Source organism: Shimia fortis, assembly GCF_040225985.1.
GTDB lineage: Bacteria > Pseudomonadota > Alphaproteobacteria > Rhodobacterales > Rhodobacteraceae > Shimia.
Map to the genome: position 1 here is coordinate 106,808 of NZ_JBBPEU010000010.1, position 26,600 is coordinate 133,407.

The following is a 26,600-nucleotide window of genomic DNA, read 5'->3' on the forward strand; positions in this document are numbered from 1 at the left end:
GGTTAACAGCTTGAATGAGGGACGGACCAAGAGATCGGTCGCGCACGATGCGCGCGCGACCGTTAGTGGCGTATCAGGCGCCCGGGTTGCAGGTGCCCAGCTCGCCGCCGAAGATCGACGGATCATAGGTAACCTGTGCAGTCGGGGTGACTTCCACGATTTCGAGAAGGTCGAATTCCGAAGTCGGGTTCTCTTTCCCGCGCACAACCAGAACGTCCTTGAAGCACTGGTGGTCTTCGGCACGATACAAGGTCTTGCCGTTGCCCATGCCGTCGAACTCAAAGCCTTCGAGTGCCTCGACCACGCCGCACGGGTTGAAGGTGCCTGCGCGTTCACATGCGTCCGCGTAGAGCATCGCCTGCACATAGCAGGTGTGTGCGGCCTGCGACGGCGGGAAGCCGTATTTGGTGCCGAACGACTTGACGAATGCTTTCGAGCCTTCGTCCTGCAGCGACCAGTGCCAGTTGGTGGAGCCGTAGATGCCTTTCACGTTGGCGCCTGCACCCTTCGCCATCAGACGCGAGTAGAGCGGAACGACGATTTCGAAGTTCTTGTTGTTGACCATCTTGTCACGCAGGCCGAACTGAACCGCGTTGGTCAGCGAGTTCACCATGTTGCCGCCATAGTGGTTCAGTACCAGAACGTCGGCGCCCGATTGCAGAACCGGCGCGATATAGGACGAGAAGTCGGTCTGCGTCAGCGGCGTTTTCACGGCGGCGACGGTTTCCCAACCCAGGGCCTCGGTCGAGGTGCGCACGGCTTCCTCGGTGGTGTAGCCCCAGTTGTAGTCCGCGGTCAGGTGATAGGCCTTACGGTCATTGCCGTAGTTGGCGGCCAGGATCGGCGCCAGAGCGGCACCCGACATGTACGAGTTGAAGAAGTGACGGAAACCGTTGGCACGTTTGTCTTTGCCGGTGGTGTCGTTCGAGTGGGTCAGACCCGCCATGAAGATGACGCCGGCCTCTTGGCAGAGCGCCTGTACGGCCACGGCCACACCCGAGGACGAACCGCCGGTGATCATCACCGCGCCGTCTTTTTCGATCATCGACTTGGCCGATGCACGGGCCGCGTCCGATTTGGTCTGGGTATCGCCGGTGACGAATTCAACTTTCTTGCCCAGGATGCCGTTGCCCTTCAGCGCCTTGGACGAGAAGGTGTTCATCATGCCGCCGTCGCCGCCACCGTTCAGGTGTTCGACAGCCAGCTCATATGCGCGCAGTTCGTCGGCGCCCTCGTCAGCGTAGGGGCCGGTTTGCGGCACGTTGAAACCCAGCGTGACGGAGCCGCCGGTCGGCTCATTTGTGTAGGCAGCAGCCGAAGACGCGGTGAAAATGGTGGGCAGTGCAACGCCTGCACCGGCCACAGCACCCGACTTCAGTACGCCACGACGAGTCATGGTTGTTTTGGACATGTAATCCTCCCGTTTTGTGAATCATGGCGTTCGGCTCCTCTTCCGCACGCCATAGGCACATTTGTGCAAATCCATTATCGGGTTTAGATGGAAAATTTCGCAACAACTGCTTTCAAAGTAACAATTTTTTTGTAAAGTAATCCACAATACCACGGTATGCATTGTAAAGAAATTTTTCCGCAATGCAGAAAGCCATTGAAAAAGCCAAGGAAAACACTATGGCCCGCGACACTTTGACAGGCAGCCGTATCCGCGAGCGGCGGGTGATGGCCGGAATGCGCCAGGCGGAACTGGCCCGCGAGGTCGGAATTTCCGCTTCGTACCTGAATCTGATCGAACATAACAGGCGCAGAATCGGCGGGAAGCTGTTGGTGCATATCGCGCAGGTGCTGGACGTCGAACCCTCACTTCTGAGCGAGGGGGCCGAGGCGGCGCTGATTTCGACCCTGCGAGAGGCGGCAGCGGACGGGGCGCAGACCAAACCCGAGTTGGACCGGATCGACGAATTCGCCGGGCGGTTTCCCGGCTGGGCCGCGTTGGTGGCGGAATCGCACCGGCGTATTTCTGCGCTGGAACGCACGGCGGCCACGCTGACCGACCGGCTGACCCATGATCCGCATCTTGCGACCTCAATGCACGAGGTATTGACCATGGTGACGGCGATCCGCTCGACTGCCGGGATTTTGGTTGATACCGAGGAGATCGAACCCGAATGGCGCAACCGGTTTCATCGCAACCTGAACGAGGACAGCCAGCGTCTTGCCGAAAGCTCGCAGCGGCTGGTGTCTTACCTTGACGGGGCAGGGGATGCGGGGGCGACCCTGACTTCGCCTATGGAAGAGGTCGAGATGATGCTGGCCGAGCACAAATACCGGTTCCCGCATCTGGAAGAAGAAACAGATGAGATTGAAAGCTTCGTGTCCGCCCAGGCCACACTCAAGACCAGCGCCTCGCGCGATATGGCCATGCAGACCCTGAAACAGTTGCGCGCCGATGCCCGCAGGATGCCGCGCGAGGAGATGCAAGAGGCTGTTGCGGATACCGGCATTGATCCGGCCGCCCTTGCGCGGCGCTTCCGCGTACCGCTTGCCGCCGTGTTCAGGCGTCTTGCAGTATTGTCCGAGGATATCCTGCCGGTCAGCATGGGCCTGATCATGTGTGACGGGGCCGGCACGCTGATCCTGCGCAAACCGGTCGAGGGGTTTCCGGTGCCGCGCTTCTCGGCGGCCTGTCCGAAATGGCCACTGTTCCAAGCCCTGAACCGGCCCTTGCGGCCGATCCGGCAAACGGTCAAGGTCACAGGTCGCGACGCGCAGCGGTTTGACTGCTATGCCGTGACCGAACCCGTTGGTCAGGTGACCTTCAACGAGGATCCCCTTTATCATGCCTACATGCTTGTGGTGCCGGTCGAGGGTGGCACGGCCGAAGGGCGCGAGGTCGGCTCGACCTGCCGCGTCTGCCCCAGCGTCGACTGCATGGGACGTCGCGAACCTTCGATCCTTGTTGATGGGATTTAGCTTGGAATTTTGCGCCATGCGGCTAAGAATGTCAGAACGCGGCTTAAGACCGCACGGGAGGGACAACTGAATGGGGAAACGCGTTCTTCTTATTGAAGACGAGCCGAACATTATTGAAGCGGTGAGTTTCATCCTGTCACGGGATGGGTGGACCGTCGCGACACATTCCAACGGGCATGACGCGGTCGAGGTGGTGCTGGCGGATCCGCCGGATATCCTGATCCTTGATGTCATGCTGCCGGGAAAGAGCGGCTTCGACATCCTGCGAGAGCTTCGTGAAACACATGATGCCGACCGATTGCCGGTGCTGATGTTAACCGCGCGCGGACAATTGAAAGACCGCGAAATGGCCGAACGGGCTGGAGCCACACATTTCATGACCAAGCCGTTTTCCAACTCGGAAGTACTCGAGGTCGTGCGCGACCTGGCGTCGGCGTGAGCGACCGCCGTTCTCCCGTTTTTCTCGAGCGACAGAGCTATCGCCGTCGCCGGCTGATTGACTCGATCCGCATGTTGCCGCTCATCGGGGCGCTGTTGTGGTTCATACCGGTGCTTTGGCCCACCGGTCCAGTGTCCGTCATTTCAACCTCGCAGGCCATCATCTACCTGTTTGGCTGTTGGCTGGCGTTGATTGTGCTTGGCTTGACCTTTGCCCGGGCGATCAAGCGGTTCGGGCTTGAAGAGTTTGACGCGGACGATGCCACGGACGAGGGGCGCTGAATGGCCACGATGAATATTCTTGTCGCGGTATGCCTTGTCTATGTGCTGTTCCTGTTCGCAATCGCCTTTCTTGCCGAACGCGCTGCGCGGCGCGGGCGCAGCCGCTGGTTGCGATCCTCGGTCATCTACACGCTGTCCCTGTCAATCTATTGCACCGCCTGGACCTTCTATGGCGCGGTGGGCAATGCCGCGCGGTCCGGACTTGAATACCTGACGATCTATATCGGTCCATCGCTGGTGATGCTTGGTTGGTGGTGGCTGTTGCGCAAGCTGGTCCGCATCGGGCGCAGCCAGCATATTACCTCGATCGCTGACCTGATTTCGTCGCGCTATGGCAAGTCGAACCTGCTGGCCGTGGGCGTCACGATTTTCGCGGTGATCGGCACCACGCCCTATATCGCGCTGCAACTGCAATCGGTCACGCTCAGCTTTCAGGTTTTTGCCGGGACGCAGCTTGATACCTCTGGCCCGGTGGACAAGGATTCAACGGCCTTGCTGGTCGCGGCGGGGCTGGCGGTGTTCACGATCATCTTTGGCACGCGCAACCTTGACGTCAACGAACGCCACCACGGTGTGGTGATCGCCATCGCGGTCGAAGCCATTGTGAAGCTGTTTGCGTTGCTGGCGGTGGGGGCCTTTGTCGTGTGGGGGCTGGCGGGCGGAGTCGGGGAAATCCTGCACAAGATCGACACTTCGGAGATCGGCCAGTGGCAATTGCAAAGCGACCGCTGGGCAACCCTGATCTTCCTGTCGGCGGCAGCCTTCCTGTGCCTGCCGCGCATGTTTCAGGTGATGGTGGTCGAGATCGACTCGGAAAGCCACCTAAGAACCGCCTCCTGGGCCTTCCCTGCCTATCTTATGGTGATGAGCCTGTTTGTCGTGCCCATCGCGGTGATGGGTCTGGAGCTGATGCCCGAAGGGTCAAACCCCGACCTGTTCGTCCTGACCCTACCCCTGGCCAGCGGCAAAGAGGGGCTGGCGATGTTGTCCTTCATCGGTGGCTTTTCGTCGGCCACCTCGATGGTGATCGTGGCGGCGCTGGCACTGTCGACGATGGTGTCAAACCATATCGTGATGCCGATCTGGCTGGCCGCGACGGGGGGTGGGGCGCAGATGTCGGGAGATGTCAGAACCGTTGTCATCATGGCGCGCCGGTTTTCCATCGCGAGCGTGGTGGTGCTCGGCTATCTCTATTTCCGCCTGTCGGGGGGCGGAACGGCGCTGGCCTCGATTGGCCTGACGTCCTTTGCCGGAGTGGCCCAGTTCCTGCCGGTGATGATCGGGGGTATTTTCTGGCGCGGGGCCACGCGTACGGGGGCCTTTGCCGGTCTCACCGTGGGATTCGTGATCTGGGCCTATTGCCTGCTTCTGCCCAGCTTTGGCAGCGGGGCGTTCCTGTCGGCAGAGACGATGGAAAACGGGTTGTTCGGCCTGTCATGGCTGCGCCCCTATGCCCTGTTCGGGATCGAGGGGCTGGACCCGCTGGTGCACGCGATCCTATGGTCGATCCTGCTCAATGCGCTGACCTTTTACATCGCGTCGCTGGTCGGGTTCCCATCGCCTCTGGAACGCTTGCAGGGCGCGCAATTCGTCAATGTGTATGAACATTCCGCCACCCCGCAGGGCTGGAGTGGGACTGCTGCCCAATCCGAAGACCTGATGATCATGGCTCAGAGGATTCTGGGCGCGCGCGAGGCACAGACCCTGTTTGAACGCGAAGCGCGGCGGCAGGGCGTATCCGGCTATCTGCCCGAACCGAGCCCCGATTTCCTGCGCAAGCTGGAACGTGAATTGTCAGGGTCGGTCGGCGGGGCCACTGCTCACGCCATGGTGGGTCAGATCGTCGGTGGGACGTCTGTATCGGTCGAAGACCTGATGGCGGTGGCGGATGAAACCGCGCAGATGATGGAGTACTCCAACCAGCTCGAGGCGAAGTCCGAGGAACTGGCGCGTACTGCCCGCCAGTTGCGTCAGGCCAACGAGAAACTGACCCAGCTTTCGGTGCAGAAAGACGCTTTTCTCGGGCAGGTCAGCCACGAATTGCGCACGCCCATGACTTCGATCCGGGCCTTTTCGGAAATTCTGCGCGACAGCGAATTGTTGGGTGAAGAAGAGAAAGTCAAATATTCCTCGATCATCCATGACGAGGCCCTGCGCCTGACGCGGCTTTTGGATGATCTTCTGGATCTCAGCGTGCTTGAGAACGGGCAGGTGAACCTGAACCTGCAACAGGGCGAGCTTCGGATGCTTCTGGATCACGCGATTGCCTCGGCCCTGACCGGAAACGAGGGCGAGACGATCAAGGTCTATCGTCGGCGTCACGAGGAAACGGTCAAATTGCACACCGATTTGGACCGGCTGAGCCAGGTCTTCATCAACCTGATCAGCAATGCCCAGAAATACTGTGATGCGCTGGATCCCGAATTGACCATTTCGGTCGCCCATACGGGCCGCGTGGTGCAGGTGGATTTCATCGACAACGGGGCGGGGATTTCCAAAGAGGATCAGGCAGTGATTTTCGAGAAATTCGCCCGCGTGGGGGAAATGAAGGCCGGGGGCGCGGGGCTGGGTCTGGCCATTTGCCGTGAAATCATGGCGCGACTTGGGGGCTCGGTCAGCTACCTACCAGGGCAGGGGGGCGCTGCGTTCCGCGTCGAATTGCCGATCCATCGCCCGCCCAAAGCGTCCTGAGCCTTTAGTTTTCCGGGGTTATCAACCTGTTGGTAACATTCAGGGGATAGGTCTGGGCAGGGTGATCCCAAACGGCAAAGGCCCATGGAAAAAGACGGTTCCCTTTCTCAGATCCTGCGGCGCAAAACCACCCGAAAGCAACCGCCGGATGCGCCGGCGGTCACGCTGGGGCGGCAGCTGGCGCTGGCGTTTGAACGCAGCGCGCGCGATGCCGTCGGGTTGGCGTTCGAGGTGGAAAACTGCCGCCACTCGGACTGTAGCATTTCCGACCTGCCCAGCCTTCTGCCGGACAAGGCGCTGTGGTGCCTTCTGGACAATGGTGGCGGGGACGTGGCCGCGCTGTCGGTGGATATGCAGGTGCTGGCCGGGCTTGTCGAGTTTCAGACGCTTGGCTGTGTGTTGAAACAACCCGCGTCGGACAGGGTGCCAACCCGTGTGGACGGCGCCCTTGTAATGGCGGTTGCGGACGAGGCGCTGTTGCGTCTGACCAAGGGCACGCCCGAGGGGGGCGAGACCGACTGGGCGCGGCATTTCCACTACGGCGCCATGGTCGAAAGTCGCCGGGCGCTGATCCTGTCGCTGATGTCGGACGATTTTCACCTGTATGACATGGACGTCACGCTGGAAGATGGAGCCAAGTGCGGCCGCGTGCAAATCGCTTTTCCTCAGCCCCGGCCACAACAGGATCACGCTGAGGAAGAGGATCTTTGCGAGGTACGGCAGGATGCTTTCCGCAATGAAGTGCGGCAGGCACAGACCGTGGTCGAGGCCGTTCTGGGCCGGATCACCCTGCCATATAAGCGCCTTTCGGAACTGGCGGTGGGGGATGTACTTGACCTGCCTGCCGACTGCCTTGGGGCGGTCACGCTCGAGGTTGAGGGCGATGTGGTTCTGACAAAGGCATCCCTAGGCCAGTTGGGCGGCTTGCGGGCGGTGCGGGTTGATTTGCCCGCGGAGGCATCGGCAGGGCAGGACGGCGAGAACCAGCCTTATGATCCGGTGCAGGAGCGTCCGCAAACACCGGATGTTGCGGCGTTACAGGATAACACGGATTTCCTGCCACCCGTCGAAGATGCTGCGCTGGACACGTCGCAGGGCGGGGCGCCCGAGGAGGTGACCGCAGCGCAGGACAGGTTTGACGACGACGGGGTCGAGGATTTCTCGGATCTGGAGGATCTCGATAATCTGGACGGGCCGGGCGACGATCTTGAATTCGACGCACCCGTGCCGCAGGCCGCCTCTGCCTAGCGTATGAAAAAAGGCGCACCCGAATGGATGCGCCCTGATGCTTGGTCTTGGGTGCCGTTTAGGACGTGGCGGCGATCATTTCGAGGCGCGGGCGCAGCTGTTCGAGATTGTAACCGGCCTCAAAGGCGGCGCCAAGGATGTCATCGACGGGTGCGGTTCCGGCCTGACCCAAAGACCAGACCACGGTCGAGCGGGTGCCCGAGGCGCAATAGGCCAGCACATTGCCCTCTGCACTTTCCAGCGCGGTACGATGGGCCGCGATGTTCTCGGGGGTCATGGTGTCATGGGTCAGGGGCAGGACGACAAAGTCGATCCCTGCCGCGCGGACCGCATCGCCAATCGCCGCGGCCTGGTGGCTGGGCGGGATTTCGGCGTCGGGCCGGTTACAGATGACACGGGTGATGCCGGCCTCTTTGAGGGCCGGCACATCCTCGACCGCGATCTGCGGCGAGACGAAATAGCGGGGGGTGATCTGGCGCATTTCCATGGGGCAAACCGTTACTCTGCAGGAACCGCTTTGTCCAGTTGGCTGCGCACCATCGGAGCCGCAAACATGCCTGCCAGCATCGCTGCAAAGAACACCCAGTGCGGCCAACCTCCATAGCTGAGCGAGGCGATCGCCGGTCCAGGGCACAGCCCGGCCAGACCCCAGCCTGCGCCGAACAGGACCGAGCCCAGCACGAGGTTTCGGCCGATCTTGGGTTCGGGCGGTGTCGGGAACTCGCCCCCGACCAGCGGCTTGCGCCCGCGGGTCAGTGCCCAGGCCACCGCCATGGGCAGGATCGCGCCGCCCATCACGAAGGCCAGCGTCGGATCCCAGCTTCCGAATACGTCCAGCCACCCCTGAACCTTGGTGGTGTCGGTCATGCCTGACACGAACAGGCCCGCGCCAAACAGGCCCCCGGCGATGAATGCAAAAATAAGACGGTTCATCAGATCACCCCCAGAATATGGCGGAACAGAACCACGGTCAGACCGCCAGCCATGATGTAGAATACAGTGGCGACCATGCCGCGCAGTGACAGGCGCGAGATACCGCATACCCCGTGCCCCGAGGTACAGCCATTGGCAATCCGCGTACCCACCCCGACCAGCAGGCCAGCCGCAATCAGCACCGCGATGTTTTCCGACGCGTGGGTCGAAAACGGGCGATAGAAAGGGTTCAGCACGATGGGCAGCAGGAACACCCCCGCCAGAAAGATCAGCCGTTCCGCCGCGGTGTTGCGCCCGGTGCCATCCACGAGGCCGCCTATGATGCCACTAGCCCCCATGATACGGCCATTGGCCAGCAGATAAACTGCGCCTCCGGTGCCGATCAACAAGCCGCCGATCAACCCCCAGATCCAGTCTACGGGAATGGAGTCCAACATTTGCGTTTCCTTTTTGTCCTTGAAAGAGAAAGCGCCTGCGGGTTCGCATCCGCAGGCGGTGGGTTTGAAAGGCCAGGTCAGAGCTTGTTGACCGGCACCTTCAGGAAGACATCGCCCTGTTCATCGGGTTCGGGCATCTGCCCTGCCCGCATGTTCACCTGCAGGGACGGGATGATCAGCTTGGGCATGGCCAGCGTCGCATCGCGGCTGTCGCGCATTTCGACAAAGGTGTCCTTGTCCTTGCCTTCGCCGACATGCACGTTCTGCGCCTTTTGTTCGGCCACGGTGGTTTCCCACGCATATTCGTCACGCCCGGGCGCCTTATAGTCGTGGCCTACGAAGATGCGGGTTTCATCCGGCAGGGCGAGGATCTTCTGGATCGAGTTATAAAGTGTTTCCGACGATCCGCCGGGGAAGTCACAACGCGCGGTGCCGAAATCGGGCATGAACAGCGTGTCGCCCACAAAGGCCGCGTCACCGATCACGTAGGTCAGGCAAGCCGGCGTGTGGCCGGGCGTATGCAGCACATCGCCGCGCAGCTGGCCGATCATGAAGCTATCGCCTTCTTTGAACAGCTTGTCGAACTGCGACCCGTCGCGCTGGAATTCGGTGCCTTCGTTAAAGACCTTGCCAAACGTGTCCTGAACAACAGTGATGTTTTCACCAATCCCGATTTTGCCGCCGACACGTTCCTGGATATAGGGCGCGGCAGACAGGTGGTCGGCATGCACATGGCTTTCCAGAAGCCACTCAACCGTCAGGTTATTGTCCTGCACATATTTGATGACTTCGTCGGCGGATTTGGTGTCGGTGCGGCCCGACGAGTAGTCAAAATCCAGAACGCTGTCGATGATGGCGCAGGACGACCCGGACGGGTCTTTCACGACAAAGGAAATGGTATTTGTCGCGTCGTCAAAAAAGGCGGTTACTTCGGGTTTCATCGGGAATCCTCCATTTGTCAGAGAACATATAATAAAAAATGCATATGAGGCAAGGCCTCGACCGCGAACTTTCCGAAAGGGTTGACATACATCAAGGCCACAGGTGGGAGAGTATGCAAGTTTTTCGTGCAATTGAAGGAAAACGCGATGATCAATATTGAAACGCAAAAAGCCGCTTTGCTTGCTCGTCTGTCGGAACTGGACAGTCGTCTGCACGCCATCGAAGCCGAACTTGACGCGCCACATTCCAAGGATTGGGAAGAAATGGCTGTCGAACGCGAAGGTGACGAGGTGCTCGAGCAACTGGGACAGAGCGGTCAGGATGAAATTCTGCGTATTCGTGCAGCACTTCAGCGCATCCGTGATGGAGAATACGGCATTTGTGTCCGCTGTGGCGACGATATTGCCCCCGAGCGATTGAATATCCTGCCCGATGCCCCACTCTGTAACGCGTGTGCAACGGCAGTGGCAGGTTGAGTTTCAGGATTTGAGGAGGATCTGAACGTGAACATTGAAGAACTGATTACCCAGGCAACCGAGCTTGAGGCAAAAATCTCGGACGCGACGGGGGATGCCCGTTACGATCTGCACCAGAAATTGCACCGGACGCTGGAAAATATCCGGCTGCACGGGGGCAAGGTGCCCGCGCATCTGCGCAATCTTGATCTCGAGCTGATCGACGAAGAGGTCGAGGACCAGTTCGATAATATGCCGATCTGATCCGCCGCGACAGCTTGCAGGATGAAACGCCCGGGGCCCCTGCCTGCGGGCGTTTTGCATTTGGGTCGGATCGGTGTAGCGGCCTGATTTGACCGCTTTTTCTTGCGTCAGGCGGATTGCTGCCTAAACTCTTCATACCCAGGGTTTGGTAAGCGGGGCAGGAGGCAGGACATGGATCAGGCAGTTCTCTACAGGGTCGAGAGCGACGTCGCCGTGCTCACCATCCAGAACCCGCCGGTCAATGCCATCTCGCATTCGGTGCGCAAAACGCTGGACGCGGCCCTTGCGCGGGCCTTGTCGGACGAAACGGTCAAGGCCGTGGTGCTGATCGGGGCAGGGCGCAGTTTCCCGTCGGGATCGGATATCCGCGAGTTTCACAAGACAGGGCAGTCCCCGACCTTGCCCGAGGTTTGCGCGCGGGTGGAAAACGCCCCTGTTCCGATTATTGCCGCCGTGCACGGAGCAGCGCTTGGCGGGGGTCTGGAGCTGGCGCTGGCGGCGCATTACCGGATCGCGCTCGAGACATCGCGCTGCGGGTTTCCCGAGGTCACGCTTGGCATCCTGCCCGGCGCTGGTGGCACCCAGCGCGCGCCGCGTCTGGTCGGGGCCAAGGCAGCGTTGGATTTGATGCTGTCGGGACGCCCGGTGCCGGTCACGGCCCCGCATGTGGCTGCGTTCTGGGACGTCATTGTTGCCGAACACCTGTTGGACGAGGCCCTGACCTTTGCCCGCAAGCTCGTGGTGATGGGGGAGGGCGCGCGCCCGACCCGGGATCGACGGGAGGGGTTTGCCGATGTCAGCGCCTATCAGGATGCTGTGACCTCGGAAGAGCAGAAAACCAGCCGTCAGTCTGAAAACGCGCCGCAACAGATCGTGCGCTGTGTCGAGGCCGCGCTTTTGTTGCCGTTCGAACAGGGTATGGCTTTTGAACGAACGGCGTTTCTGGATTGTCTTGAGACCTCGCAATCCAAGGCCTTGCGCCATGTTTTCCTGTCAGAACGACAGGCGGGCAAGTTTTCGGAATTGGCCGAGGCCGAAGCGGTCGACCTGCGATGCGTGGGCGTCGTGGGGGCGACCGGGCTTGCCGCCTCTGTAGCTGTGGTGTGTGTCCAAGAGGGGTGGGAGGTCGTGGTGGCCACCCGGTCTGAACGCGAGGCGGATTATGCCCGCAAGGAAATCACCCGTCTGTTGAACTCGGCCGCCACGCGCGGATTGATGAAACTGGCCGATGTCGCGCCCGCCCTGGCGCGGCTAAAGGTCAGGCCCGACCTCGTGGCGCTGGCTGACGCGGACCTCGTTCTGGATTGCACAAACCAGGATGCCGCGACGAAACGCGATGTCTTCGCGCAATTGGATGCGATCGTGAAAGAACGCAGCGTTCTGGTCGATGCCGGACCGACCCCATCACTTGAGGTGCTGGCGCTGGCCACCGATGCCCCAGAGGACGTGCTGGGTCTGCATCTTTATCCGCCCCTCAGGGGCTGTGCCGTGGCCGAGGTGATTGTATCCGACAGGACGTCGGCAGGGGCCGTGGTGGCGGTGCACGGCTTCCTGCGCAAGCTGGGGAAAATTCCCGTGCGCGCGCGCAACGGCCAGATCGGGCCGCGCATGTTGGCGGCGTTGCGCCGCGCCGCCGACTACATGGTCGAAGCGGGGGCGACGCCGTATCTTGTCGACGGGGCGTTGCGCGGGACGTGGATGAGGTTCGGCCCCTACCAGATGCGCGATGTCGAGGGGCTGGAACATCCGAGAGAGGCCGAGGGCGGGGCGCTTCGGTCGGCACATCGCCCTGATCTTGTGGCCCGCATGCTGGCCGCTGGCCATACCGGCGCCCGCGCAGGCAAAGGGTTCTACGTCTATTCCGGAACGCCTGCGCAGGCACGGCAGGATCCCGAGGTGATTGCCCTGATCCGTGACATGCGCAACGAACGCGGTATCACTGCGCGCCGCTTTACCGAAGACCAAATCCGCTATCGGTGTTTGGCGGCGCTGGCGAATGAAGGGGCCCGTCTGTTGCGCGAGGGGATCGCGCAGCGGCCATCCGACATTGATCTGGTGATGATCCACGCCTACGGGTTTCAACGCTGGCAGGGGGGACCGATGCAGGCGGCCGATCAGGCCGGGCTTTTGCACATGAAACGCGAGTTGGCCCGATTTGCGTCGGAAGAGCCGGATTTCTGGACGCCGGACCCGATCTTTGACGAGTTGTCTAAGAACGGACGCAGCTTCGACAGCCTGAATGGTTAAGCTGTGGGTCTACCCCAGAAAGATGCCGAGAATTACCACCATCAGGCCGATCACCGACAGGAACAGTGACCCGAGATTAAGCGGCATCACCCTTTGCACTGCCGCGCGCAAGTCTTCATCGCTCAGCCCAGCTTTGCGGGCCTTGGCCACCTTGACGATCGACAGGATCAGCCCCGCCAGCCCCAGGAAAGAAATAAGTGCGCCGCCCCAGACAAGCCATTCCATGCCGCATGTTTCCCTTGTATCACCGTTGATCCCGCCGCCTAACGGATAACGCCGCCCACCGCAAGCGGCGGCAATGCGCCGGATCATCGCATTTAATGGAAATCGGGCTCGGGTTGCGCTTGCAGGGGCAGGGACGGGGCGCTAGGTTCCCGACTTGTTTCGATACAAAAACACACCCCCCGAGGAGATCTCATGAGCGAGCATTCCCCCGACTCCAGCTATCGCGTGACCGCAGACGAACTGCGCCAGTTCATCGAGCGGTTCGAACGTCTGGAACAGGAAAAGAAAGACATTGCCGACCACCAGAAAGAGGTCATGGCCGAGGCCAAGGCCCGTGGCTATGACACCAAGGTGATGCGCAAGGTGATCGCACTGCGCAAACGCGACAAGGATGACATTGCCGAGGAAGAGGCCGTTCTGGAAATGTATAAAGAGGCGCTCGGGATGACCTGAGCGCGGCCCCGGCACCTCGTGTTACGGGGTGATCAGGGTCACACCGGGCATCCTCGAGATTTCATAGACGTCTTCGTCGTAAATGTCGGTCAGGGCATCGACATATTCCTCGGACCAGCCCGGCAGATCGAGCTCTTCTTCCAGCTCTTCCTCAAGCGCGAACTTGTCGAGAAACGCCGCGATCACGCGGCGTTTTTGAATCTCGGTCATGCCTTCATGTTCGGCAACATAGGATTCGAACCGCTCCAATCCCTCTTGCGACATGATCTCGGCCAGAAGATCGGTGCCCCCTTCAAGGGAAGTTGTCGCCTCGAGTCCGCAAAGTTCTCGCAAAAGCTGTTCCCAGATCAGCGGCGTGTCCTCGTTGCACCAGACGGTCAGCGCGATGGATGGCACATTTTCGCGAATCCGCGCGACCATCTCGCTCCAGCGCAGGGCGGTTGGGACCGAGCCTTGCGTCATGCTGTCAAGCGTTTCACCGGCCTTCGACGCGGCAAGCGCCGGCAGATAGGTCGCCTGGTTGCGGATTGCCATATGCACTTCGATCTCGTCGTGATGGAACAGGTTGCACATGTCGCGGAGGCGGTCGACGGCGGGCGGGTACATCAGGTTGTCGCGCACGGCGAGACGGGGCACGCAGAAGAAATCATCATGCGACATGACGATGCGGTCCGGATCCCGCGCGGCGGGGTCTTTCAAACCGTCAAAAAAATCCTGCCGCAGCGCGTCTGTAATCGGCGTCTGCGCAAGACTGTCCAGAAGCGTGCGCAACTGGCGGCGATAGCTGCTCGGCTTGGGTAGGGACACGCCGCGTTCCGCCAGCGCCTCCCGGTTTTTGCTCAGCGAATTCAGAAGCCTGCCTTCGTCCGTGAAATGGGTGCCGACGTGAAGAACAATCTGCATAATGTTCCGGTTTTTCTTTTTTGATTGCCTGCGCATTATATCTTCGTTTCTGGACAGTGAAACCAGTTTCAGGCAACAGGGACATTATGGAACAGACACACCCGCCCGCAGCCTCTGCGAAACCCGAAAAACGGGGTTTCCGGTTGAGTTTCGATTTCTGGTCTCTTGGGGCCCTGTTGATTGCCGCGATCGTACTGGCCCCGATTGTCGCGGTTTTCTACATGGCGTTTTTCCCGACCGAGAATATCTGGGGGCACCTGATTTCCACGACCCTGCCGCGCTATGTGCGCAACACGCTGATCCTGATGGTATCGGTCGGATTATTGTCGGCCAGCATCGGCACAGGCGCAGCTTGGCTGGTGACGCGGTACAGGTTCCCGGGCGTGTCGTGGCTGCAATGGACCTTGCTGCTGCCCCTGTCGATCCCGGCCTATGTCGGGGCCTATGCGCTGGTTGATTTCCTTGAATATGCAGGGCCTGTGCAAACCGCGATGCGCGACCTGTTCGGCTGGAAGACCGCGCGGGATTACTGGTTCCCCGAGATCCGCTCTATGGGGGCGGCCATCTTGGTGCTGTCGGCGGCGATGTTCCCTTATGTCTATATCCTTGCCCGTGCGGCTTTCCGTGAACAATCCGCTGCGGGCGAAGAGGTGGCCCGCTCTCTCGGGGCGGGGCCGTGGGGCCGGTTCTGGCGGGTCGGCCTGCCCATGGCGCGCCCCGCGATTGCGGCGGGCACAGCGATTGTGATGATGGAAACCGTCAATGATTTCGGCACAGTCGACTATTTCGCGGTGCAGACCCTGACCACCGGCATTTTCAGCGTCTGGCTGGAAAGCAACAATGCCGGCGGTGCGGCCCAGCTTTCGGCGGTGGTGCTGATGCTGGTGATCCTGCTGGTTAGCCTGGAAAAGACGAGCAGGCGCAAACAGCAGTTCTTTGCCCTCTCCACCCGGCACCGCCCGGTGAAACCCGTGTCCCTGACGGGGCTCTGGGGCTGGCTGGCCGCACTTGCCTGTCTGTTGCCGTTCCTGTTCGGTTTTGTCTTGCCTTTCGGGGTAATCCTGAACCACGCGCTCGACAATCTGGACAGTTGGGTCGAACCTTCGCTCTTGCGCGCGCTCTGGAACACATTGTTTGTGGGCGGTGTCGCGGCGGTTGTGACTGTGCTCGCAGGGGTGTTCCTTGTCTATGGCGTGCGCCTGTCGGGCAAGGCCCTGCCACGGCAGTTGTTGCCGCTGACCACGATCGGCTATGCCGCGCCGGGGGCGGTGTTGGGTGTAGGCATCCTCATCCCGCTGGCGGCGATGGATCACCGGCTGGCCGATTTCCTTGAGGCGATCACCGGCCAGTCCGTGGGCCTTCTGCTCAGCGGCACGGCTTTTGCCTTGATCCTTGCCTATTGCGTGCGGTTCTTTGCCATTGCCCAAGGGGCGGCCGATGGCGCATTTGGCCGGGTCTCGCCCAACCTGCCGCTGGCGGCACGCTCGCTGGGGCGTACGAGGGGACAAACCCTGTCCGAGGTCTATTTCCCGCTGATCCGCACTACGCTGGGCTCGGCGCTGCTGCTGGTCTTTGTCGACTGCGTTAAGGAACTGCCTGCCACCATGCTCTTGCGCCCTTTCAACTTCGAGACTCTGGCCACCCTCGTGCATGATCAGGCCAGCCTCGAAAACCTCGGCGACGCCAGCCCCGGCGCGATCATGATCATGCTGGTCGGCCTTGTCGCCGTGGGCCTTCTGGCGCGCGCCAACCGCTGATTAAATTTCCGCTTGCAGGGGGCGGTCTTTACGCTTAAATCCCCGTCCAGTGCCCCTATAGCTCAGCTGGTAGAGCAACTGATTTGTAATCAGTAGGTCCGCGGTTCGAGTCCGTGTGGGGGCACCACAAAATCACTTAAAAATCAAATATTTGCAGGCGATTTGAGGTCAAAAAGCTTCTCGATCAAGGCTTTCGTGTAAGCGCTATGTAAGCAATATCTGTCTAAAACCTTCAATGTGGTTACACCGAATGATTACACGGGTTGCTTACACGACTCGCTTCCGTGACCTGAAGAACCTATGGTGAGTGGATTGTTCAGGAAAGCTTGTGGAGTGATTTCATGTTTGTTGCTCTTGGTTGGTTGACCAGAATTCCCCTTGTGTTCTTGATTGCTCACCCCGCGCTTTCCGACGCGAACGGAGATCGAAACTTTCTGTGCCAGGAAATGTGGGCAAAGGCGGTGTTTTATGACGAACGCAAGCTCAACTGGTGAGAAACAGGCGTACTCCCAGAAGCGTCCTATATTTCCTATATTATAGAGGCGCATGGTTCTGAGGCTCATATGAAACTTGTGGGTAAACCAATGCCATTAGGCCCGTGGCCTTGCCGAAAATTCCTTGGCGGCGACATCAAATGCGCAAATGATCGTTTCTCCTACGACAGTAGTGAAGAGACGTGTGTATACCACCACTACAACGGCACCTTTATTCTCATGACCGCCGGTCGCTGCCGAGAGTTTTGATTTCCGGTTCTAACTTGTCTGCGAAAAGTCGAAGGCTGGCCAGATCATGGGGCGTGATCTTGTTTGAGACGGAATGCGCCAGCCTTCGAAGTTTAAAAAGATCGGGTTTGGTGAAGCCTTGAAGCTTTAAGGCTGGCACACCAGCCGCAATAATCATCTCCACCAGTTCACGCGCATAGGCCCTCAGATCAGCGTCTGTGGGGTTCGCGGGAAGCGTGGGCAAGATCGGGTTCGGGGTCAAGACTACAGGCTGTTGTTGCGGATCGTGATTGTCTCAGTCTCGGGAATGGCCTTCACGCGCACCTTGATTGTGCCCCCATATCCATCACCGCCAAGCACCTCATTTGATGGGGGGAGTGAGCAGTCAGATCAGACCTTCGGTATCCTCATGAAAAACGCTGAGCGAACTTTCTGGTCGTTGTCCGAACGTAGTCCTTGTGCCGCTCAAGATCCTGAGATGTTGCAGTATTCATCCGGTACTTAACGACATATTTCGCCCTGGCACGTGGGTGCAGACCGGCGCGAAAAGCGCGCATCAGCATGCGTTTTCCGCTATGCCCGATCAGGAAGGACAAGAGCCAGTTCGATCCACCGGTCGTAAAAACGGCGAGCCCTTTGATGTGGCGCAGACCAGCTGTCGGATTTGACTTGCCGGGTTCGGGCATATGAAACGAGACACCGGCCACCAGGACGCGGTCCATCCAGCCTTTGAGCATGGCTGGCATGGCTTGGTTCCAAGTCGGGTAAATGAAAATGATTGAGTTGCACCACTTCAGGTCGTCAACTTCGCGTGCGATTCTTTTGGTGTTGGCTGGATACTCGATATGGGTGATCAGATCTTCGCGTGTGATCAGCGGGTCAAAGCCCTCGGCGTAGAGATCATGTAGCCTAACCTCTGCGCCAGCGTCGGAGAGTTCTTCGACGACGATATCCTTGATCGCCGCATTATAGCTCTCCGGGTTTGGGTGGCAGAATATGACGAGCGTGCGCATAACAGTCTTCCGTGTTCAGTAAATTTGAGAAATATACCTCCCTGTTCAACAATCAGAACGAATCTCCTCTGTCAATTCCCGTCAAGGACCATCGCTCTAAGCGTTCGATCCAGTTCTTCCACCACCATGCGTACCCTGGGGTTGGCTTTTCGGGACTGCGGATAGAGCAGGTGAACGCCATGCGATGGGCTTCCGCGATCAGGCAAGAGCGGTCGCAACAACCCCGCGCGCAGATCATCGCGAACAAAGAAGGACGGTAAGTAGGCCGCCGCGAGTCCGCTCTGCGCGATGTAGCGCGCCATCCAGTAGTCATGAACACGGAACCGTGTTTCGAACCGAACGCTTGTCGTTATTGACGAGCTTTCAACCAGCCACGGTTCGGACAGGCCGTTTCTTCGCAGCTCAACGCCCGGCATACCCGTGAGGTCCTCGCAGTCCCGTGCATGAGAGAATTTTGATTGTAAAGCGGGCGCAGCATACACCGCATAACGCACCTCGCCGAGTTTGCGTGCGATCAACCAAGTGGCCGGTGGTTCTCCAAAAAATATCATACAATCAAAGTCTACCAGCCTTCGGAACAGCGTTTCAGCAGGGTAAAATTCCAGATCGAATTGAAGTGAGGGAGCCTTTCGCGCAATCGCGATGGCCGCCTCTCCGAGGATCGTGGCTCCGAACTCATGCGCGGCGACAACACGAACGCTCCCTTCGATTTTCGAATGCGCGCGCATAGCCGCGCTGATGGCCACGTCATGCGCATCAAACACTGCCGGGGCACGTTCCGCCAAAGCCTGTCCCGCCTCTGTCAGATGCAAGCCGTTCTGGGACCGCTCCATCAGTAGCAATCCAGTCTGTTCCTCCAGTCTTTTCAGCGAGGCGCTGAGCGTTCCCTTCGCCACTGAATGCTCGCGCGATGCACGGCTCAAATTGCCCGCCTGAGCCAACATCATGAAGTGGCGGAGCGCCTTTATCTCAACTTGATCTCTATCCACTGTTCACCTTTCTGAACGTAATGTTCATTTTGGTGCACTACAGCGCGCATATGAATCAAGCTAATTCTGCCTTTGAAATTTGTGAGCGTCAGATCAAAGGACTGCGTAGATGATCCCCTATGAACCGCCCAAACCTGCCGAATTCATCCCGGTCGTCGACCTGCAAGGCAGTTTTTCTCCTGACATCGCTGATCGACAAGCCGTGGCTCAGGAAATCCACAAGGCCGCGCGCGATACAGGGTTTCTCTATATCTCCAACCACGGCATCCCGGACGCTGTCCTTGATCGCCACCTGGCGCTTGCGCGCGAATTCTTTGCTCTGCCCTATGATGAGAAGATCAAGATTGACGGCACTGGCGGTTACGGCATTCGTGGATATGAAACGATGGGTGCTCAGGTTCTCGATTCCGGTGCGCCCTCTGATCTCAAGGAAGCGTTTCAGATGGGGGTGGAGATTGATCGGGATCACCCTTGGTTCGATATCGCAGGACAAGAGGTGTTCAACCGCTGGCCCGCCCGGCCCGAAGGCTTCCAGACGCATTTCGAGGACTATGCCAGTCGGATGATGGACCTTGGGCGGCACATGATGCGGATGCTGGCACTTTCGCTTGATCTCGACGAAGGGTATTTCGATGAAGGCATGGCGCAACCGTCAATGACCAGTCGCCTCATTCACTATCCCCCGCAACCCGAGGGGGCGCAGGCCAATCAGATTGGTGCGGGGGCGCATACAGACTGGGGTACACTGACATTTCTGTTGCAGGACGATGTTGGCGGGCTAGAGGTCGAGAATGCGGCCGGTGAGTGGATTGCAGCCCCGCCCATCCCCGGAACATTCGTCGTCAATCTGGGTGACATGATACCGGTTCTGACCAACGGGCTTTACCACTCGAACATGCATAGGGTGAAAAACGTTTCGGTCGGGCGCGACCGCTATTCGGCCCCCACTTTCATTGATCCGGGTTACACCTACGTGGCGGAGTGCGTGCCGACATGCTATCCCGAGACTGGAGAGCCGTTGTTTCCCCCCGTGACAGTGATCGAACACACGTCGCAGAAATACTATGAAAGCTATGGTGGCGCGGACGATTCAAAATGACAGACCAGCCAAAGGATGACCGTTACTATCTGGCGCGTGCGGTCAAAGTTGCCAAACAGGGCGTGGCCGAGGGCGGCTATGCCGTCGGCGCTGTGCTGGTCAAAGACGGCGTGGTTGTAGGGGAAAGCGCCAACCGGAATGTGCAGTCGGGGGATCCCACGGATCATGCAGAGATCGCCTGCCTCAGGGCGGCACCATCCGAGGCGATTGCTGGTGCGACGCTCTATACGACGTTGTCACCCTGTATCATGTGCGCCGGAGCGCTTGTCTGGCTCGGGGTCAAACGTGTTGTGATAGGTGATAGCACCGCATTTAGCGGCAATGAAGAGTGGCTCATGCAAAGTGGATTGGAAGTTATCGAAGCAAATGATCCAGACAGCATTTCATTGATGAAAGACCACCCGATGTTCTCGGAAGAGGACTGAGGGTCTTTTTCGTTTTTAACAAAGTCCGCTGTTGCCGCTTTCCAATTGGTTGCAAGGGGTAACCTCAGCCATTGCTCATCACGCTGCGGATTTGGTCCGTTTTCCAATCTTGAGCGGTGTGGTGCTTCGGACAGTTTAGCGGATGGCCGACCAAAAGGGCGGCGCCGAAGAATTTGCATAGGGTAGTCAGAAGACGGAAAGGTCTGGTCTTCGACGTCGCTAAGGTCCGCTGTCGCAGCTTTGTTTCAAGTTGTGCTCGCTGCCGCATTTTTAATGGTGTGCAAGGAACCGTCATTGGCTGCGGATTGAACCGATGTCCGCAGTGGGCCGTCTGCGAAGGCGGCCCATGTCTCTAGATTTTAATAGCTTCGGAGATCGCCAGAGAGTATTCAAGTTCGACGCAAAGGTATCGAACTGTGCTGTCCATTTTTGTGTGTCTAAGCAAAAGCTGAACCGCGCGCAGATTCCCGGTTTTGCGATAGATGTGCGCGACCTTCAGCTTCACTAAATCGCACCCACGAAGCTTGCTATCGATGGCAAGGTTGAACAGCGCCAGATCGCGATGGTTCTCGGCGATTTCAAGCCGCACCCGAATTGCCCAGACATGTTTTGGCATCAGCGGACGTTTCTGTCCGACAACCCGGCCCTTGTTCCAGGCCGGGCGACACGCGCGAATGGCAGTTAAGTTTGCAATGGTCACAATGGTTCCTCCCACCCGCCACGACCCACCACAGCGCCAACCAGACGTTGGCAACTCAGTTTACCATGCCCATTTGCGGGTGCGGAGAAGGTCCGCACCGAGCCCGATCTTAGCTTTGGTGAAACCCGCTGCATCCGTCGCGAAAGGTGAGAAGCGGAAGTTCGCTCCGACTGCTCCCAGTGTCAGCAATGCGAGACGAAATAGTCGTTTGAAGTTCAACGCGTGAAGATCGTGCTGATCGTCTTCTACAACAAACCGCTCAGGCGATCCGGGCGTAACACTCGGACAGTTTTGTAGCCTTTTGAAACGGTGCCTTCACTTGCGAAATCGGACATGATCTTGGCGGTCACCGACCGCGATAGGTTGGCTGCCTCGGACAGTTCCAGATTGGTAACGGGCGCGGATTTCAGAGCCGGTGTATTCTGAAAGCCCCAGCGTTGACCTGTAACGCGCAAAAGCGTCGCTGCCAGCCGTTTCTTTGGGTCGCGCAGCATGAGATCGTCCGCGGCAGCCACGGCCAATGCCTCGTTCGTCGCGGCCAATCTTGCTACAGCCAGCCAGACCTCGGGATGCCTTGACGCGATCGTGCGCAGATCCTTTACCCGAAGACGCAACAAACGGGCCGGTTCCGCTATCTTCATCTCGACGATCCGTTGCATGTCGAGCAGGAGTTCCAGTTCGCCGAACCAGTAACCCGCGCCGACAAGGTGACAGAAGCGCAAGCGTTCCTCGCCCGCTGAGATGAACATCTTCACCGTACCAGAGCCGATACCCCAGATCGTGTTGCCATCGCCGCCTGATGTGTAAACCGTGTCTCCGGGTTCGAAGTCATGCCAAATGCCGACATCGAGGATGACCGATTGCAGGTGCTCGGGTAACCCGCTGAGCCAACCCGCCAACCTCAGGTTTTCCGTGTGGATGTCTTTCATGAATCGCAGACTATCCCGATCTGGACGATTCTCTATTTCAAAAATGTTACCTTGGCGAATACGTCCATCCGAAGCCCCCATGCGTATCACCAAGGTAAATTGAAAATCTTAGGACACATCATGACCGAAACTCGATTTCCAGTTCGCCCGACCCTGTTGGCATCCGTCGGCATTATTGCATCCAGCCTGTCGCTGAGTATCCCCGGCGCCGTCCACGGGCAGGAGTACACGTTGACCGAAGAAAAGCACGCGGCGCGGGAAACGCCCTATTCGCCTTATGTGGATGAGCATTTTCCGCAGAACGTCTATTTCGGCGACACCCATCTTCATACTTCGTGGTCTGCGGATGCCGGGCTTGCGGGGGCAACGCTTGGGCCAGACGCGGCATATCGCGTGGCGCGCGGCGAAGAGGTGGTGAGCCAGAGCGGCCAGCGGTTCCGTTTGATCCGCCCGCTCGATTTTGTCGTGGTCGCCGATCACGCCGAGAACATCGGGATTGCCGACTATCTTGAACGCGGCGACCCGCTGTTGCTGGAAACGGAAAACGGCAGACGGTGGTATGAATACTTCAAGGCGGGCACCGGCATCGACGCCGCCTATGAGTGGAGCGCGGCAAATGCCGAGGGCAGAGACCCGATCGACAGTCCCGAGATGACGGTCCGCGTGTGGGACAAGGTGATCGAGAACGCCGAGCGCTATTACGAACCGGGGGTTTTCACAACGTTCATCGGGTTCGAATGGACGTCCGGTCCGGGCAGCAACAACCTTCACCGCAACGTCATTTTCCGCGATAACGCGGACCGGACACGGCAGGTCGTGCCATTCTCGGCCTTTGACAGCGACGATCCGGAAGACCTTTGGGCATATCTTGGTGACTACGAGGCGCGCACAGGTGGCCGGGTGCTGGCGATCCCGCACAATGGCAACCTGTCGAACGGCATGATGTTCATGCTGGAAACCTTTGCTGGTGAAGCCTTTGACGCGGACTATGCGTCGAAACGCGCGCGGTACGAGCCGCTTCTGGAAGTCACGCAGCCCAAGGGCACGAGCGAGGCGCACCCGCTGCTTTCCCCCGATGATGCCTTTGCCGATTTCGAACTCATGGACGCGTCGAACCTGACCGGGACGGTGCCGAAAGAGCCCGAGATGCTGAAGACAGAGTATGCCCGCGAGGCGCTGAAACTTGGCCTTACCGAAGAAGCTCGGCTTGGCGTCAATCCTTTCAAGTTCGGCATGATCGGCTCGACCGACAGCCACAACGCCATCCCCTCGACCCGCGAGGAAAACTGGTTTGGCAAGATCCACTTCGTCGAACCGTCGGATCATCGCAAGGACGGTATTTTTATCGAAAGCGCCGTCGATCCCCGGTTTTCGATCTATGACCGTGACCTGGGCGCCTCTGGTCTTGCGGCGGTCTGGGCAACCGAGAACACGCGCGAGGCGATCTGGGACGCGATGAAACGCCGCGAGGTGTTCGCCACGACCGGCTCCCGCATGCGGGTCCGCGTCTTTGGCGGGTGGGATTTCAAGGAAGACGAAGTGCACCTGCCTGACTTTGCCGAGCAAGGCTATGCCCGTGGCGTGCCGATGGGCGGTGATCTGCGCGCCGGTCCGGACGGGGCTGCGCCGCGCTTCATGGTGCGGGCGCTTCGCGACCCGGACGGTGCCAATCTCGACCGTATCCAGATCGTGAAGGGTTGGGTCGATGCAAACGGCGAGACGCAGGAGCGGATATACGACGTTGCCTGTGCGGATCGCGAGATCGTTGATGGCGCCTGCGTGGGCGAGGTCGGCAATACCGTCGATGTGGCAACCGCGACCTACACCAACACCATCGGCCGCGCCGTGTTGGGCGGATGGTGGGAAGACCCGGATTTTGATCCCGCGCTTCGGGCGTTCTACTATGTGCGTGTGCTGCAGATCCCGTCCCCGCGCTGGACCGCCTATGACGCCGTCTATTATGGGGTGGAGATGCCGGAGGGAACTGCCATGACGGTGCAGGACCGGGCCTATTCGTCGCCGATCTGGTACACACCGGGGTAACGTTCAGGGTGCCAATCAATGATAGGCTTCTGGCTCGAAGCGGACTTCGATTGCGACTTGGCGGGATGTTCGCCGAGGGCCGTTTGCGCTAATTGGCGGTAGTCGGCTAAATGTCTGTTCCGTCTGTAGAAAGCTAGTTCGCCAGTCTCTTTATTTTGCCATCGCAGCGAACGACCGCTATGCGGGCTGCGACCGCAGCATCTTGAGGCTTCTGGTTTCGTCCAGTTGACCCTTTGGCGACCAAAACGGACGGACGAATTCCGCGCTGATGCGGTGCGGATTGCGCTGACCAGCGGGCTAACACGCAGGCAGGCAGCTTCAGATTTAGGTGTTGGCCTGTCGACGCTGAATAAATGGGTGACGGCACATCGTGACACTGACGTGGTGTCGGACAAGGAACTTGACCTTGCTCGTGAGAACGAGAGGCTTCGACGGGAGAAGCGTATTCTCTAGGAGGAGAGGGATATCCTAAACTGAGGAGGATCAGGAATTGACCCGAGGGATCGAATCCCCGACAAAAGCCACGGCCTTCTTCGCGAGCCAAAGGCCATGAGTTTTCTGTTCATCGAAGAGCACGACCGTGATTTCCCGGTAAACCGTCTTTGCCAGGTTCTGGATGTCAGCGAACGAGGCCTACGGGCTTATCGCAGCCGTCCGCCCAGCCATCGGCAGCGGACCGACATGGTCGTGCTGGCTCACATCAAGGAACAGTCCCGTCTCAGCCTGGGCAGCTACAGCCGTCTACGAATGACCGAAGAACTGAAGGAACTCGGGCTGAACATTGCCACCGCCGCGTTGGTAGGCTGATGCGAGAGTGCAGCATACGGGTCGAGAGATCCAAGAAATACAAGGTGACGACCGATAACAACCACGCCTTCAACATCGCGCCGAACCTTTTGAATCGGGACTTCACAGCGAACGCGCCCAACCGGAAATGGGCGGACGACATCAGCTACGTGTGGACCCGCGAAGGATAGCTGTATCTGGCGGTAATCTTAGGTTTGCATTCCCGCCGTGTGATTGGCTGGGCTGTCAGAAACCGGATGAAACGAGACCTCGCAATCCGAGCGTTACAGATGGCCATGGCGCTCCGCCAGTCGCCCAAGGGCTGCATCCATCTTACGGATCGTGGCTGCCTATATTGCTCCCAAGATTATCAGAAGCTTCTGCGTCAGCATGGCTTCCCGGTATCGATGAGCGGCAAAGGCAAATGCTATAACAACTCGGCCGTCGGGACGTTCTTCATTACCATCAAGGCCGAGCTCATCTGGCGCAGGTCGTGGCAGACGCGCAAAGACGCGGAGTTTGCCAAATTCCAGTACATCAATGGCTTCTACAATCCGCGGCGGCGGCACTCAGCACTGGGCTGGAAAAGCCCGGTCGCTTTCGAGCGAAAGGTGGCTTAAACGAGCACTTGGGGCGGCATAAAAACGCGACAGGTCCAAATAGGCAACTGACACATTTACAGATTGCGCTGTGAGTTGTCCCCTTTTTGAGTTGAATTTAAGTAGAAAAAGCGAATTTTTAGATTTAGCCGGTTGTTTCTGTCCTCATTAAGATGGTCCAATTTTTAATGATGTATCCTTAGGCTCGATTCTGCGTTTCAGAACAAACGAAAGCCCGCCATATTGCTTGCGCCAGCGAAAAAAGGTCTATCCCTTAAATGTACCTGCCTGATTGCATCGACATGCGGCATTCTCTGGTCGCACAACCCCTCAACCTGCCGTAACTACGTGATAATCTCTTAGGTCTTCGGTCGCTTGGTCGCCATTCTCGGTCCTCCGTTTCCCAAACATAGCGGTGGACCAATTCAGTTGGGGAGGCTCAATCTCGTCATAGGCGGCGCAGGCTCGGACCGGTTGTTCCACATAGGGATTTTCGATCACGACTCTGACTGGATTCAAGACCATAACTCAGCCCGAGGGGATGTCCTACAGTTCGGCATCGGAGGTACGACCCCTAGCCAGTTCCAGGTGAACACTACACATACAGCTACAGTTGCGGGTGAGCGGTCTGGTGACGATAACGCCGAAGAAGCCTTCGTGATCTACCGCTCTACTGTGCAGATTATGTTGGCTCTGGTCGATGGGCGCGGGCAGTCCTGGATCAACCTTCAGACCGGACAGGACGTGTTCGACCTCATGGCCTGATCCGTCGTGCCCGAGCAAGCTTCTGCGCGCAGCAAAGCCCGCCTAAACTGCGGCGGGCTTTTCATACTTTGTCGTTTTGGCTCACGCCATCAGGTCATAGACCTGTCCGGCAATCATCAGGTTGATGCTGTCCTGACCGGCCCCGTCAACCAGCGCCCACATGATCTGACCCGTGGGACGATAGATGATAAAGGCTTCTTCGATGTTGTCATCGCCCGAGCGTTCGCCATCCGGGCTGGAGGTGTGGGTGGTGTTGATCTGGAACTGCGAGGCGGTCGCCGTGCCGATCCCGAATTGCAGCACATCCCCTTCGGCGGCGTTGTAGTC

Annotated in this window: 27 protein-coding genes, 1 tRNA gene and 2 pseudogenes; 17 read left to right on the plus strand and 13 right to left on the minus strand. The window is 58.9% G+C overall.

Annotation, left to right across the window (positions count from 1 at the left end; genetic code table 11):
* Window positions 1-73: 73 nt before the first annotated feature.
* Complete coding sequence (locus tag WNE31_RS14955; RefSeq protein ID WP_349980754.1) at window positions 74-1,411, minus strand: substrate-binding protein; 1,338 nt, start codon at window positions 1,409-1,411, stop codon at window positions 74-76.
* Window positions 1,412-1,629: 218 nt separating this feature from the next.
* On the opposite strand from WNE31_RS14955, the gene WNE31_RS14960 reads away from it, so the two are divergent.
* From WNE31_RS14960 to WNE31_RS14980, 5 genes are all read left to right on the plus strand, one after another.
* Complete coding sequence (locus tag WNE31_RS14960; RefSeq protein ID WP_349980781.1) at window positions 1,630-2,928, plus strand: helix-turn-helix domain-containing protein; 1,299 nt, start codon at window positions 1,630-1,632, stop codon at window positions 2,926-2,928.
* Window positions 2,929-2,998: 70 nt separating this feature from the next.
* Complete coding sequence (locus WNE31_RS14965) at window positions 2,999-3,367, plus strand: response regulator transcription factor (RefSeq protein ID WP_349980755.1); 369 nt, start codon at window positions 2,999-3,001, stop codon at window positions 3,365-3,367.
* Window positions 3,364-3,648: a hypothetical protein gene (locus WNE31_RS14970; RefSeq protein WP_349980756.1), complete on the plus strand. Its 285-nt coding sequence runs from the start codon at window positions 3,364-3,366 to the stop codon at window positions 3,646-3,648. The genes WNE31_RS14965 and WNE31_RS14970 overlap by 4 nt, the downstream gene beginning before the upstream one ends.
* Window positions 3,649-6,339, plus strand: coding sequence for an ATP-binding protein (locus WNE31_RS14975; protein WP_349980757.1), 2,691 nt, complete (start codon window positions 3,649-3,651; stop codon window positions 6,337-6,339). It abuts the gene before it with no gap.
* A gap of 84 nt (window positions 6,340-6,423) precedes the next feature.
* Entirely contained in the window at window positions 6,424-7,587 is a 1,164-nt protein-coding gene (locus WNE31_RS14980) for a FliM/FliN family flagellar motor C-terminal domain-containing protein (RefSeq protein WP_349980758.1), read from the plus strand.
* A 58-nt stretch (window positions 7,588-7,645) separates the two neighbouring features.
* On the opposite strand, the gene WNE31_RS14985 is transcribed toward WNE31_RS14980, so the two are convergent.
* The 4 genes from WNE31_RS14985 to WNE31_RS15000 form a co-directional block, all read right to left on the minus strand.
* Window positions 7,646-8,074: a protein tyrosine phosphatase family protein gene (locus WNE31_RS14985; protein ID WP_349980759.1), complete on the minus strand. Its 429-nt coding sequence runs from the start codon at window positions 8,072-8,074 to the stop codon at window positions 7,646-7,648.
* Between the two features lie 11 nt (window positions 8,075-8,085).
* Window positions 8,086-8,520, minus strand: coding sequence for a DUF6691 family protein (locus WNE31_RS14990; RefSeq protein WP_349980760.1), 435 nt, complete (start codon window positions 8,518-8,520; stop codon window positions 8,086-8,088).
* A complete protein-coding gene (locus tag WNE31_RS14995; RefSeq protein WP_349980782.1) occupies window positions 8,520-8,945 on the minus strand; it encodes a YeeE/YedE family protein in 426 nt (141 codons plus the stop codon). The genes WNE31_RS14990 and WNE31_RS14995 overlap by 1 nt, the downstream gene beginning before the upstream one ends.
* An 89-nt stretch (window positions 8,946-9,034) precedes the next feature.
* Window positions 9,035-9,898, minus strand: a complete 864-nt coding sequence (locus WNE31_RS15000; RefSeq protein WP_349980761.1) for an MBL fold metallo-hydrolase — start codon at window positions 9,896-9,898, stop codon at window positions 9,035-9,037.
* Window positions 9,899-10,045: 147 nt separating this feature from the next.
* Between WNE31_RS15000 and WNE31_RS15005 the strand changes: the two genes are divergently transcribed.
* From WNE31_RS15005 to WNE31_RS15015, 3 genes are all read left to right on the plus strand, one after another.
* Window positions 10,046-10,375 (plus strand): TraR/DksA family transcriptional regulator, encoded by a 330-nt coding sequence (locus WNE31_RS15005; protein WP_349980762.1) that lies wholly within the window; start codon window positions 10,046-10,048, stop codon window positions 10,373-10,375.
* Between the two features lie 27 nt (window positions 10,376-10,402).
* Entirely contained in the window at window positions 10,403-10,618 is a 216-nt protein-coding gene (locus tag WNE31_RS15010; RefSeq protein ID WP_349980763.1) for a hypothetical protein, read from the plus strand.
* A 171-nt stretch (window positions 10,619-10,789) separates the two neighbouring features.
* Entirely contained in the window at window positions 10,790-12,865 is a 2,076-nt protein-coding gene (locus WNE31_RS15015; protein WP_349980764.1) for an enoyl-CoA hydratase-related protein, read from the plus strand.
* 9 nt (window positions 12,866-12,874) lie between these two features.
* Here WNE31_RS15015 and WNE31_RS15020 read toward each other — a convergent pair whose 3' ends face one another.
* Window positions 12,875-13,090, minus strand: a complete 216-nt coding sequence (locus WNE31_RS15020) for a hypothetical protein (RefSeq protein ID WP_349980765.1) — start codon at window positions 13,088-13,090, stop codon at window positions 12,875-12,877.
* A gap of 192 nt (window positions 13,091-13,282) precedes the next feature.
* Here WNE31_RS15020 and WNE31_RS15025 point away from each other — a divergent pair, with 192 nt between their 5' ends.
* Window positions 13,283-13,543: a DUF2312 domain-containing protein gene (locus WNE31_RS15025; protein WP_349980766.1), complete on the plus strand. Its 261-nt coding sequence runs from the start codon at window positions 13,283-13,285 to the stop codon at window positions 13,541-13,543.
* A 21-nt stretch (window positions 13,544-13,564) separates the two neighbouring features.
* Here the strand turns inward: WNE31_RS15025 and WNE31_RS15030 are convergent, their stop codons facing one another.
* Entirely contained in the window at window positions 13,565-14,446 is an 882-nt protein-coding gene (locus tag WNE31_RS15030) for a hypothetical protein (protein WP_349980767.1), read from the minus strand.
* Between the two features lie 86 nt (window positions 14,447-14,532).
* On the opposite strand from WNE31_RS15030, the gene WNE31_RS15035 reads away from it, so the two are divergent.
* The 3 genes from WNE31_RS15035 to WNE31_RS15045 all read left to right on the plus strand — a co-directional run bounded on the left by WNE31_RS15035 (window position 14,533) and on the right by WNE31_RS15045 (window position 16,697).
* Window positions 14,533-16,203 carry an ABC transporter permease gene (locus WNE31_RS15035; protein ID WP_349980768.1) on the plus strand — a complete coding sequence of 557 codons (1,671 nt, stop codon included), beginning with the start codon at window positions 14,533-14,535 and terminating at the stop codon, window positions 16,201-16,203.
* A 51-nt stretch (window positions 16,204-16,254) separates the two neighbouring features.
* Window positions 16,255-16,330: transfer RNA gene (locus WNE31_RS15040), tRNA-Thr, on the plus strand.
* Window positions 16,331-16,544: 214 nt separating this feature from the next.
* A complete protein-coding gene (locus WNE31_RS15045; RefSeq protein ID WP_349980769.1) occupies window positions 16,545-16,697 on the plus strand; it encodes a hypothetical protein in 153 nt (50 codons plus the stop codon).
* A gap of 217 nt (window positions 16,698-16,914) precedes the next feature.
* Here the strand turns inward: WNE31_RS15045 and WNE31_RS15050 are convergent, their stop codons facing one another.
* The 3 genes from WNE31_RS15050 to WNE31_RS15060 all read right to left on the minus strand — a co-directional run bounded on the left by WNE31_RS15050 (window position 16,915) and on the right by WNE31_RS15060 (window position 18,927).
* Window positions 16,915-17,169 (minus strand): hypothetical protein, encoded by a 255-nt coding sequence (locus WNE31_RS15050; RefSeq protein WP_349980770.1) that lies wholly within the window; start codon window positions 17,167-17,169, stop codon window positions 16,915-16,917.
* Between the two features lie 163 nt (window positions 17,170-17,332).
* On the minus strand, window positions 17,333-17,938 hold the full coding sequence (locus WNE31_RS15055) for an NAD(P)H-dependent oxidoreductase (RefSeq protein WP_349980771.1): 606 nt from the start codon (window positions 17,936-17,938) through the stop codon (window positions 17,333-17,335).
* A gap of 71 nt (window positions 17,939-18,009) precedes the next feature.
* Window positions 18,010-18,927, minus strand: coding sequence for a LysR family transcriptional regulator (locus WNE31_RS15060; protein WP_349980772.1), 918 nt, complete (start codon window positions 18,925-18,927; stop codon window positions 18,010-18,012).
* A 109-nt stretch (window positions 18,928-19,036) separates the two neighbouring features.
* Here WNE31_RS15060 and WNE31_RS15065 point away from each other — a divergent pair, with 109 nt between their 5' ends.
* Together WNE31_RS15065 and WNE31_RS15070 are read left to right on the plus strand one after the other, a co-directional pair.
* Entirely contained in the window at window positions 19,037-20,026 is a 990-nt protein-coding gene (locus WNE31_RS15065) for an isopenicillin N synthase family dioxygenase (RefSeq protein WP_349980773.1), read from the plus strand.
* On the plus strand, window positions 20,023-20,451 hold the full coding sequence (locus WNE31_RS15070) for a nucleoside deaminase (RefSeq protein ID WP_349980774.1): 429 nt from the start codon (window positions 20,023-20,025) through the stop codon (window positions 20,449-20,451). The genes WNE31_RS15065 and WNE31_RS15070 overlap by 4 nt, the downstream gene beginning before the upstream one ends.
* Before the next feature lie 352 nt (window positions 20,452-20,803).
* Here WNE31_RS15070 and WNE31_RS15075 read toward each other — a convergent pair whose 3' ends face one another.
* The gene (locus tag WNE31_RS15075) at window positions 20,804-21,151 is read right to left on the minus strand and encodes a site-specific integrase (protein ID WP_349980775.1); all 348 of its coding nucleotides are present in this window, start codon (window positions 21,149-21,151) and stop codon (window positions 20,804-20,806) included.
* Between the two features lie 245 nt (window positions 21,152-21,396).
* On the minus strand, window positions 21,397-22,080 hold the full coding sequence (locus tag WNE31_RS15080; protein ID WP_349980776.1) for a Crp/Fnr family transcriptional regulator: 684 nt from the start codon (window positions 22,078-22,080) through the stop codon (window positions 21,397-21,399).
* Between the two features lie 120 nt (window positions 22,081-22,200).
* Between WNE31_RS15080 and WNE31_RS15085 the strand changes: the two genes are divergently transcribed.
* From WNE31_RS15085 to WNE31_RS15095, 3 genes and pseudogenes are all read left to right on the plus strand, one after another.
* The gene (locus WNE31_RS15085; RefSeq protein ID WP_349980777.1) at window positions 22,201-24,123 is read left to right on the plus strand and encodes a DUF3604 domain-containing protein; all 1,923 of its coding nucleotides are present in this window, start codon (window positions 22,201-22,203) and stop codon (window positions 24,121-24,123) included.
* A gap of 225 nt (window positions 24,124-24,348) precedes the next feature.
* Window positions 24,349-25,529 (plus strand): annotated as a pseudogene (locus WNE31_RS15090) (IS3 family transposase).
* 567 nt (window positions 25,530-26,096) lie between these two features.
* Entirely contained in the window at window positions 26,097-26,273 is a 177-nt protein-coding gene (locus tag WNE31_RS15095) for a hypothetical protein (RefSeq protein ID WP_349980778.1), read from the plus strand.
* 81 nt (window positions 26,274-26,354) lie between these two features.
* On the opposite strand, the pseudogene WNE31_RS15100 reads toward WNE31_RS15095, so the two are convergent.
* A pseudogene (locus WNE31_RS15100) lies at window positions 26,355-26,600 on the minus strand (hypothetical protein); the annotation flags it as partial.

What these genes read in the sequence shown, in the direction of transcription:
- WNE31_RS14960 (WP_349980781.1), top strand. Translation starts at nt 1,630, where the DNA reads ATGGCCCGCGACACTTTGACAGGCAGCCGTATCCGCGAGCGGCGGGTG.
- WNE31_RS15020 (WP_349980765.1), bottom strand. Translation starts at nt 13,090, where the DNA reads ATGGAATGGCTTGTCTGGGGCGGCGCACTTATTTCTTTCCTGGGGCTG.
- WNE31_RS14980 (WP_349980758.1), top strand. Translation starts at nt 6,424, where the DNA reads ATGGAAAAAGACGGTTCCCTTTCTCAGATCCTGCGGCGCAAAACCACC.
- WNE31_RS15015 (WP_349980764.1), top strand. Translation starts at nt 10,790, where the DNA reads ATGGATCAGGCAGTTCTCTACAGGGTCGAGAGCGACGTCGCCGTGCTC.
- WNE31_RS15045 (WP_349980769.1), top strand. Translation starts at nt 16,545, where the DNA reads ATGTTTGTTGCTCTTGGTTGGTTGACCAGAATTCCCCTTGTGTTCTTG.
- WNE31_RS15000 (WP_349980761.1), bottom strand. Translation starts at nt 9,898, where the DNA reads ATGAAACCCGAAGTAACCGCCTTTTTTGACGACGCGACAAATACCATT.
- WNE31_RS15025 (WP_349980766.1), top strand. Translation starts at nt 13,283, where the DNA reads ATGAGCGAGCATTCCCCCGACTCCAGCTATCGCGTGACCGCAGACGAA.
- WNE31_RS14985 (WP_349980759.1), bottom strand. Translation starts at nt 8,074, where the DNA reads ATGGAAATGCGCCAGATCACCCCCCGCTATTTCGTCTCGCCGCAGATC.
- WNE31_RS15005 (WP_349980762.1), top strand. Translation starts at nt 10,046, where the DNA reads ATGATCAATATTGAAACGCAAAAAGCCGCTTTGCTTGCTCGTCTGTCG.
- WNE31_RS15085 (WP_349980777.1), top strand. Translation starts at nt 22,201, where the DNA reads ATGACCGAAACTCGATTTCCAGTTCGCCCGACCCTGTTGGCATCCGTC.
- WNE31_RS15070 (WP_349980774.1), top strand. Translation starts at nt 20,023, where the DNA reads ATGACAGACCAGCCAAAGGATGACCGTTACTATCTGGCGCGTGCGGTC.
- WNE31_RS14975 (WP_349980757.1), top strand. Translation starts at nt 3,649, where the DNA reads ATGGCCACGATGAATATTCTTGTCGCGGTATGCCTTGTCTATGTGCTG.
- WNE31_RS15035 (WP_349980768.1), top strand. Translation starts at nt 14,533, where the DNA reads ATGGAACAGACACACCCGCCCGCAGCCTCTGCGAAACCCGAAAAACGG.
- WNE31_RS14965 (WP_349980755.1), top strand. Translation starts at nt 2,999, where the DNA reads ATGGGGAAACGCGTTCTTCTTATTGAAGACGAGCCGAACATTATTGAA.
- WNE31_RS14955 (WP_349980754.1), bottom strand. Translation starts at nt 1,411, where the DNA reads ATGTCCAAAACAACCATGACTCGTCGTGGCGTACTGAAGTCGGGTGCT.
- WNE31_RS15055 (WP_349980771.1), bottom strand. Translation starts at nt 17,938, where the DNA reads ATGCGCACGCTCGTCATATTCTGCCACCCAAACCCGGAGAGCTATAAT.
- WNE31_RS15065 (WP_349980773.1), top strand. Translation starts at nt 19,037, where the DNA reads ATGATCCCCTATGAACCGCCCAAACCTGCCGAATTCATCCCGGTCGTC.
- WNE31_RS14990 (WP_349980760.1), bottom strand. Translation starts at nt 8,520, where the DNA reads ATGAACCGTCTTATTTTTGCATTCATCGCCGGGGGCCTGTTTGGCGCG.
- WNE31_RS15030 (WP_349980767.1), bottom strand. Translation starts at nt 14,446, where the DNA reads ATGCAGATTGTTCTTCACGTCGGCACCCATTTCACGGACGAAGGCAGG.
- WNE31_RS15080 (WP_349980776.1), bottom strand. Translation starts at nt 22,080, where the DNA reads ATGAAAGACATCCACACGGAAAACCTGAGGTTGGCGGGTTGGCTCAGC.